This is a genomic window from Evansella sp. AB-rgal1, assembly GCF_041820985.1.
Lineage (GTDB): Bacteria > Bacillota > Bacilli > Bacillales > Salisediminibacteriaceae > Evansella.
Window position 1 is genome coordinate 56159 of sequence record NZ_JBGUAU010000030.1, and the last position, 8962, is coordinate 65120.

Annotated in this window: 11 protein-coding genes; 2 read left to right on the plus strand and 9 right to left on the minus strand. The window is 34.6% G+C overall.

The window, feature by feature from the left end; translation table 11 throughout:
* Positions 1-61 precede the first annotated feature (61 nt).
* Positions 62-427 carry a GAF domain-containing protein gene (locus tag ACERII_RS20785; protein WP_373644859.1) on the plus strand — a complete coding sequence of 122 codons (366 nt, stop codon included), beginning with the start codon at positions 62-64 and terminating at the stop codon, positions 425-427.
* A 117-nt stretch (positions 428-544) separates the two neighbouring features.
* Here ACERII_RS20785 and pdaA read toward each other — a convergent pair whose 3' ends face one another.
* From pdaA to ACERII_RS20815, 6 genes are all read right to left on the minus strand, one after another.
* Entirely contained in the window at positions 545-1336 is a 792-nt protein-coding gene (pdaA, locus tag ACERII_RS20790; RefSeq protein ID WP_373644860.1) for a delta-lactam-biosynthetic de-N-acetylase, read from the minus strand.
* 294 nt (positions 1337-1630) lie between these two features.
* A complete protein-coding gene (locus ACERII_RS20795; RefSeq protein ID WP_373644862.1) occupies positions 1631-1831 on the minus strand; it encodes a cold-shock protein in 201 nt (66 codons plus the stop codon).
* A gap of 241 nt (positions 1832-2072) precedes the next feature.
* Complete coding sequence (locus tag ACERII_RS20800) at positions 2073-2249, minus strand: Fur-regulated basic protein FbpA (protein ID WP_373644864.1); 177 nt, start codon at positions 2247-2249, stop codon at positions 2073-2075.
* Positions 2250-3382: 1133 nt separating this feature from the next.
* The gene (locus ACERII_RS20805; RefSeq protein WP_373644866.1) at positions 3383-3847 is read right to left on the minus strand and encodes a YndM family protein; all 465 of its coding nucleotides are present in this window, start codon (positions 3845-3847) and stop codon (positions 3383-3385) included.
* Between the two features lie 166 nt (positions 3848-4013).
* Entirely contained in the window at positions 4014-5552 is a 1539-nt protein-coding gene (locus ACERII_RS20810; RefSeq protein ID WP_373644868.1) for a fumarate hydratase, read from the minus strand.
* A 244-nt stretch (positions 5553-5796) separates the two neighbouring features.
* A complete protein-coding gene (locus ACERII_RS20815; protein WP_373644870.1) occupies positions 5797-6435 on the minus strand; it encodes a histidine phosphatase family protein in 639 nt (212 codons plus the stop codon).
* Positions 6436-6742: 307 nt separating this feature from the next.
* Between ACERII_RS20815 and ACERII_RS20820 the strand changes: the two genes are divergently transcribed.
* On the plus strand, positions 6743-7492 hold the full coding sequence (locus ACERII_RS20820) for an NADPH-dependent oxidoreductase (RefSeq protein ID WP_373644872.1): 750 nt from the start codon (positions 6743-6745) through the stop codon (positions 7490-7492).
* A 220-nt stretch (positions 7493-7712) separates the two neighbouring features.
* On the opposite strand, the gene ACERII_RS20825 is transcribed toward ACERII_RS20820, so the two are convergent.
* From ACERII_RS20825 to ACERII_RS20835, 3 genes are all read right to left on the minus strand, one after another.
* Entirely contained in the window at positions 7713-8042 is a 330-nt protein-coding gene (locus tag ACERII_RS20825) for a YckD family protein (protein WP_373644874.1), read from the minus strand.
* 69 nt (positions 8043-8111) lie between these two features.
* Positions 8112-8423 carry a hypothetical protein gene (locus ACERII_RS20830; RefSeq protein WP_373644875.1) on the minus strand — a complete coding sequence of 104 codons (312 nt, stop codon included), beginning with the start codon at positions 8421-8423 and terminating at the stop codon, positions 8112-8114.
* A gap of 154 nt (positions 8424-8577) precedes the next feature.
* The gene (locus ACERII_RS20835) at positions 8578-8772 is read right to left on the minus strand and encodes an SE1561 family protein (protein WP_373644876.1); all 195 of its coding nucleotides are present in this window, start codon (positions 8770-8772) and stop codon (positions 8578-8580) included.
* Positions 8773-8962 lie beyond the last annotated feature (190 nt).

The window sequence follows — 8962 nt, forward strand, 5'->3', positions numbered from 1 at the left end:
CCTTTTTATGTCTACCTCTGATAAAATGAACTTGCGATATTTTTAAAAGGGAGAGATTGGTGTGTCAATTCCAACAGATGTAGCTTCATTACAAATAATGGCTGAAGTATACAAAAAAAAGAACTTACAAGATATTTTAGAAAAAACAGTAAATAGCTTAGTAGAACAAGTTCCCTATATCCATTGGGCAGGCATTTACTTCTATGACAATGCTTCCACTGTTAAATTAATGGCAGCATCAGACAAAGAAGACGATCTAACGTGGGAATCAAATAGCGAATTGAAGTTTCCGATTAAAACATCTGATCAAGATAATTTAGGTGTGTTAGTTGTTCGTACTCGCGAGGCAATTGCTTTTGATGTAACAGATGTTAGTACGCTTGAAACAATTGCAGAAGCAATTGGAGAGTTGGGCTTTGCCAATTAAAGATAGTAAACTCTACTCAATATTTTATCATCCAGAAAACCGTTTATCCCATAAAGCCACTGAAGAGTCTCTTTTCAGTGGCTTTATTTTTGACTAAACTGCAGAAAGTTAATTATCTTATCTTACTCCAAATATTCCATTACTTATTGTAAGGTCATCCAGACTCTTGAATGTATAGCCTTGTTTTATTAACTCATCAATTGCTTTCGGTAGTGCCTTGGCATTATCACTTGAAACAGAATGTAAAAGCATGATGGCACCTGGATGAACTCGTTTCATAATATTGTCATAGGCATACTGTTCCCCTTTTTGATTGTCCGTTTCCCAATCTTTATAAGCAAAAGACCAGAATACGTTTATATAACCTAATTCGGCTGACTTTGCTAACGACCGCTCACTAAATGTACCTCTTGGTGGGCGAAGATACCTCATGTCGTCTCTTCCAGTAACTTCTTTATATAACTCCCTCAAGTTTTCTAACTCTCTGATAAGTCTTTCATCTGACACTGCTGGTAAACTAGGATGATGGTACGAATGGTTTCCAATAATATGTCCTTCATCCACCATTCGTTTTATTAAAGTTCCCTCGTTTTTAATATAATGTCCTGTTACAAAAAAGGTTGCAGGTACATTCTTCTCTTTCAAAACGTCCAAAATTTCTGCTGTATATCCATTTTCATATCCGTTATCAAACGTTAAGTATAATTCTTTCTTGGATGTATCACCTATCCAATAACCACCATATTTTGATAACAGTTCTTCATATAATGGCTCCGTTCTAGATGGCTCATTATTTTTGGAAGGGTTAAAACTCCAATTATGTTCTGTATTATCGAATGCAGCTTCTGTTGAATTCGCAATAGTTAAGCTAATGAGGAGAAATATACCTATTATGATTCGTTTTGTCATGAGATTCACCTTCGCTTCTTCATGAATTCTATTTTATAATGTTAGTCTTTTTCCTTATCTTCGATTTCATACATGGTTTTGATTTCATTTTATGATGGTAGCAGTTTCAACAACTGAAAAAACCTACATTAAATCAAATTTTGGCTGTATAGTATTATAGTTCTAAAGAATAGGGAATGGACCAAGTGATTCTCTGGGAAGTTAGTGAATATGCGATGTAAACCAAACATTCCTAAACAGAATAAAAACAGACTCGTAGGAGAGTCTGTTTTTTTGGCTGATTTAGGCGCTGATTTATGCTTTGTTTACGTTTGTTGCTTGAGGACCTCTTTGTCCATCCTCAATGTCAAACGTTACTGCTTGTCCTTCATCTAATGTTTTGAACCCCTCGCCTTGAATGGCTGAGAAGTGGACAAATACGTCATCTCCATTTTCTCTTTCAATGAATCCAAAGCCTTTTTCACCGTTAAACCATTTTACCTTACCATGTTCCATTCTCAATTTCCTCCTAGCTTATTGCCATTACTTTAATTCTTTGGTGTTGCTTTTTTATTTTGTCCTACATAGAATTATTTAATCATTTATAAGCACTTTTTTTTATTTAAATTTTAATAGGAGTCAAAGGCACTCTACCTTTGACTCCTAAAAATAAAACCAATACTATGTTTCTTTCTAATTCCATGTTGATTCATTCTATAGAATCGTATAACGTCCACTAGAAAAGATAATATGTGGACTATTTACTAATAAGTTCATGCTTTTTCTTTTCTAGTATGCGAAATTCTTCCTCTAATTGTGTTAATGTTAATTCATAAAGGTGTTGATCGCCTTTTTTATATATTCCTAAATTCAATAATTTATTTATTAAATATTTTCTCTTCATCTTGATAGCATCTTGTATAAATTTAGACATCTATCATAACCTCCAATTACATTATAATGTATTGACATCATCCAGACTCCGACGCTATTATACTTATCTCTGTTCAAGAATGTACGTCTACATCCCCCCTTTATAAATAGTCATTAGTGGCTTTATATAAGGGTTAAATGGTAATTGCGATATCCAAAGTTATCTATATAAGGGAATCATTTATAGTAAACTAATCATCCTTTTTTAAAATTCTGTGTTAGTGATAAATACAACGAATGTTATGTTTCATTAATAACGATAAACGCTTGAAAGATTTTTATCATCAAATTGGTAAGATTATTTATCAGGAATTTTTTAAGATACTCTAGAAATCCCAAGTAAACGCGGCTCTCTCTAAACAGAAATGATTAATGGTTATTAATCCTAATCAATCCATGGTATCCCGTGAATTATTCTAACAATCTTTTTAAAAATAGGGCTCTGTTAGACGGTTTTGTTGTTATTTATTCCAGGTTTATCGATTTCCTAGTGTCTCGCCAGCACATTTTCCCCTAGTAGTCTCTGAGCTTCCTGAAAAAAATTACATTGTCCATTAAGTAAAGAAAACCACTCCGTATAAGAGAGGTTCAACAATTTTGTCCACGGTACCTTTTCGTTTTTTTTGAAATGAACAGCATCTACATTATCCACTCCCTAATTCAATACAAGGATGGATTTCTCCACCATATAGGGAAACTATTTACTTAATTCTTTATACATCTATTTTACATTTATTTACATTTTATATCAATAAAAAAATTAACTAAATTGAAGATATTACATTATATACACATAAACTCCAGTCATGACATTTTCTTATACCTTTGCAATTTTTTATATATCTTTAAATAAAAATAAACACCAGTATCTCCGTTTTGGAAATTCTGGTGTTTATTTTTGTGTTGATACATATGATCTTTCTTTGTTTTTGTTTTCCTTGTTCGCATGTCCTGAAAAACAAAAGGACTTCGACTTAATTCAGGATTCCTGATACCTTCGCGAATGAGTTTCATGCGCTGTTTTTTCGCTTTCGAAATAGCCAATATAATCACTCCTTGAACTCTATTCTGCACCTTTTACAGATACATTGGAGTTACTATATCATTACAGGATAAAAGATTCAATAGCTTCAGTTAATCTTGGGCTGAATCGCTTTTCGGTTCTTTCTTATCCTCTTTTAAATCAGAAACATCATGTTCTTCGGAAAACTCCGTTAGAAACACATAAGGATTGCGCATATATTCTTCCTTTTTAATATTTAGCATTTTAGCAATGATGAACTCGTGATACAAGGATTCCACAAATGTTATAAAGATAGATGCAAATATAGCGTTTTGAATACTTGTAGCAGTTCTATCCACAAATAGAAACAAAATAATCCATAAGGCAACTGTATATAACCCAAAATCTGCTGCTGCTGCAATGACACTTCCGTATCGAGGATAAATATAAAGATCTCCTAATACGTAAGCAGGTAGGATTATTAGAAATGTTACAAATAAAATCCAAGATAAAGGTACTCCAAACAAAGATAAGACGGAAAGAGTAACAATTAACACGATTCCGTATTTCATTGCTAATGCTTTAACATGACGCACCTTACCCACTCCTTAACCATTTTTCTGTGATACTAGTGTTGTTATGGTTTACTATTTTTCAATAATTATCACAGAAAAACTCAGTGTTTCGATGCAATATAAAAAGCTCTAGCGATTAAATCAATCCATCGCTAGAGCTTTTAAACAATCATTGTTCATTCTGCAATTAAGAGAATACTTTTTCTTTATGAAGTTCTAAGCGTTCAAATGATGTTTTATCCACATCCTGGTGAAGACTGTTTCCATGGGAATCCATGGTTACAATAGCACGGAAACCTTCTACCTTTAGATGCCACATTGCTTCTGGAATTCCGAATTCCATTAAGTCAACGCTATCAACTTTTTTTATACAGTCGGCATAGTATTGCGCTGCTCCACCAATCGCGTTTAAATATACACCACCATGTTCTTCTAGAGCCTTTAATGTTTTCGGACCCATACCACCTTTTCCGATAACTGCACGGATCCCGAACTTTTTCATAATGTCACCTTGATAAGGCTCTTCACGGATACTAGTTGTAGGTCCAGCAGCTTTAACATGCCATTCCCCTTCTGTATCCTTTAACATTACCGGACCACAGTGATAAATAATTTGTCCATTCAAATCAATTGGGGCATCATGCTCCATTAAATAATGGTGTATTGCATCACGACCAGTGTGTAGATCACCATTAATAACAACAACATCTCCCACTTTTAGTTCGCGAATCTGCTCTTCTGATATTGGAGCTTGAAGGACAACTTCTCGCGCATCTCCTTGGGATTCCTTTGCTGCTGCTTCATTTTCTTCTTTAAAATTAATTTTTTCTCCTTCTTGGTATAACCAACCTTGAATCTCACCAGAGTTTGCATCTAACTCCACACCAAGACGGCGGAATGCCCAACAATTATAGGCAACAGAAACGAAGAAACTAGCTGGAAGGCGATTCATTACACCAATTTTACAGCCTAACAATGTCGCTTCTCCTCCAAAGCCCATCGTTCCAATTCCTAGTGTATTTGCCTTCTCTAAAATATAATCTTCTAATTGCTGAAGCTTTTCATTTTCATTGATATCACTCACATCACGGAACAGCTGTTTTTTAGCCAATTCATACCCTGAAATGCGGTCTCCCCCAATTCCTACACCGATAAAACCTGCGCTACAGCCTTGCCCTTGAGCTTGGTATACAGAATGAAGGATACACTTACGGATACCGTCTAAATCACGTCCTGCACGACCGAGCCCCTCAATTTCCATCGGTAAGCTATATTGAATATTTTTGTTCTCACAGCCCCCACCTTTGACGATTAAGCGAGCATCTATATAATCTTTTTCCCATTGATGAAAATGTATTATTGGTGTTCCAGGACCAATATTATCTCCACTATTTTCACCCGTTAAAGAGTCAACAGAATTCGGACGAAGCTTTCCATCTTTTGTTGCTTGACGGATCGCATCATAAATACTCTCTTCTAAGACTAGTTGATTTGTACCAACAGGAACTTTAATTTCAAATGTTAACATTCCAGTGTCCTGACAAATTGGCAATACATTATCATCTGCCATTTCAATATTTTGTGTAATTGTTGCTAGAGATAACGCTGCGCGAGTTCCTGCGTTCTCTCTTTCTTTTGCTTTCCGAATGGCTCTTCGTACGTCATATGGTAAGTTTGTTGAAGTTTGAACAATTAAATCGTACATACTTTGACGAAATTTTTCCATGCGACAACACTCCTCTTCCTTCTTTTTTCACAAATATTATTATACTATGAAACCCTTTGCAATTGACATTGAATTTAGAATTGATAGATAAGAAATATGGTAGTTGAGAAACGTTGTTAAGTTTTGTCTATCCTGAAAATACGTGCGTCAGACTATTTCTATGCTGTGTGGTGCTGGCAAGCATCCTCAGGAATTCCACCTAAGTACTTGCCCATATACTTCTCAACGTATTTTCATTCCGCATCTAATAAAATACGGTTGAAGTTTTCATTCCTTCTACTTCTAGATGAGATGTTTGATTCACATAATGAAATTTTGCTGCTCCTGTAGTCTCATCTATTTCGATTTTAGAAACTCCAGTATTTCCAATAATAAAGGGTCTATTAAACTCATTCCAACGATCTCTTGCCATCAAATACATAAGAAGAATACTGATAAAACCACCGTGAGATACGATAGCTACAGATTCATTTTTATGATTTTCCATAAGGTGATTGAAAACAGATTCACATCTAGTTGTAATAGATTGGAGAGTCTCTGTACCTGATACTCCAGATGTTAAAAGTGAGTTATTTTTTATTTGTGGGTATTTTAGTAACATCTCTTCCCTTTTTAATCCCTCTAAAGGACCCAAACCTACTTCACGGACTTCTTTCCAAGTTTTAATAGTTTGTGAATGATGTTCTGAAATAGCTTCTGCTGTATGAAAAGCACGTTGTAAGTCACTACTATAGATACTATTTAGAGGGATATTCGCTAATGCTTGCCCTACCATTGTAGCTTGCTTTTTCCCTAAACTAGACAATGGAAAATCAGCATGCCCTTGTATTATTCCTTTTAAATTTGCTTCTGACTGCCCGTGCCGGATAAAATATACTTCCATGTCTTCACCTCGCATTTTATAGATATATTGCTATTTGATAAAAATATGAACTTAAATATCTAGTATAAGTATAGTATATTTCTTTCTACATAGATAATGGAAAGCTTATTCTGGTAAGTCTTCATGAAATACGTATATCAACAATTAGTGGTTAACTTATCTAAAATTGCTAACTTTGTTGTTAATTATCCCTTTCGCTACTGCCCACTCCCTGGTTGGAATCCTATTGACAACGAGTATATATTGGAAGGATACTTCTTGCATTGTTATACTAAACACATGTTTTTATAAGATTGGAGAGATATTCATGAATGAGGTTATTGAATTATTAAATAATCATCGATCGATTCGAGATTATAAGGAAGAAGCTATTGAGGAAAAGGACATTCATACTATTATTACATCGGCCATGGCTGGTGCGAACTGGGTAAACGGACAGCAAGTATCTGTTGTTGAAGTGAAAGATAGAGAAAAAAAGGCTAAATTAGCAGAGTTAGTAGGAAATCAACCTTATGTTGATAAAGCGCCTGTTTTCTTTGTGTTCTGTATTGATTTTTATCGTGGTAAGCTTGCAGCAGAAAAAAATGGTGAACCATTTCCTGTTGTAGATAGTGTAGAAGCACTATTAATCGGATCAACAGATGTTGGTATTGCGATGGGAAATGCCATTGCTGCAGCAGAATCATTAAAATTAGGAACTGTTCCTATCGGCGGAATTCGTAAAAATGTGGAAGAAGTTATTGATTTGTTAGAACTCCCCAACTACGTTTTTCCTATATCAGGTTTAGTGGTGGGTTATCCGAACGATCTATCAGCTACAAAACCTCGATTTTCATTAGAAGCTGTGCTCCATAAGGAAAAGTATGTAAAAGAAAATATGAAAGATCATATAGATCAATATGACAAAACAATCTCCGATTATATGCTAAAGCGTTCTAATGGGAAGGTAGATCGTAACTGGTCAAGTGGGATTTCTAAATATTATTCAGAGGGAGTTACATCCTATATGGATAACATAACTCCTGCACTAAAAAAACAAGGATTTTCCAACAAATAAAGAGGAACACGGAATAGGAGTTCCAACCTTTTTCCGTGTTCCTTTTTTAAAAGATAAGAATTTATAAAATTTTTTTGAACTTAGAAAGGTGTCTAGCTCCAGGCGCCAGGACCTCGTGTCGAATAATCTGGCCGATTAAAAAGTAAAAAGCACTTTTTATCGTCCAGAACATTTGCATTTCGGTCCTGAGAGGGCGCCTTGCGCTTTTTCTTATGTAATACTATTCTTCATCATCATTACAGTGTTTTCTCTTTTTATCCCATTTTGGTACAAAGCCATTCTTTTCAAGCATATTATAATGTTTCTCAAAATGAGAGATGATCTTTTTTCCTTTATCCTCTGTAAAAACACCATACTCTACATATTTGTTAATAATCTCTTTTTTCTGATCTAGAGCTTGTTTCTGAAGAGCTTCCATTTCATTTTTCTGCTCCTCCGTTAATGTTACATCTGCCACATCTACATCTTCTGCTCCAGTCATTGTTGGCGCAAACCCAATTGCCCCAATCGTTAAAATACCAATCATAAACCATACAAAAAACTTTCTCAAAGTCCTACACTCCTTTTTTTCGCGAATAATAGTAAGGTGTGCAGATATTAGAATATTATCCATATGATTCTACTTAAGTGGTTCCCTAAAACCACAATATGGACAAGAATTCATATCAAAATCATGCTTTTTTTGACAGTTAGTGCATTCCTTTTTATCAATTTTTAATAATTTTCTTTGTTGCTTATCTTTGTATTGAAGTAAATAATATATACGTTCTTGGTATTCTATTATCATTGCAAGAGCAATCATGATAATTGCTGTAGAAACTCCACCAAACATAATTAATAAAAAGCCTAAAAATGATCCTGTATAAAATCCACTTACAACAGCTATAAGAATCGTGATTGCTGCAATTACATAAAGGAAAATAATTATCATTCACTCTACGTCCCCTTTGTTGTCTCACCTCCATCTTATCACTTATCCAAATAAAAAAAGCATCTCATTTTGTTAAGAGACACCGTAAAAAAATAAAGGACACTAAAAAGTTCTGTTTTAAACTTTTTCAATGCCCTTGAAAACTATATATTAATTACTCGCCATTCATCTCACGGCGATATTGCTGACATTTTTCTTCAATCTCATCAAGCATAGAAATAATTAAATCAATATCCTCTACGCCAGCCTTTTCAGGGTCAATGGAATCAAGCATAGTAATCATATTCTCCATTCTCTCATGAAGAATTGTGATCTTTGCTTCCTTCCCATGTTGTGTTACGTCGCTCATGTAGTAGCTCCTTTCTATGTAGCTCTGCCTATTACTTATGGTTATATGCTTCCCCATTTTAACAAACATTTAACACATGTCCAAGGAATTGTTTATCTTACACGACAAATTAACGTGATTACTTGATTTATGTTATGAGGTAGTGGATTTATGTGCGGGTTTGCGCAATATATGTGCGGGTTGGGCGATT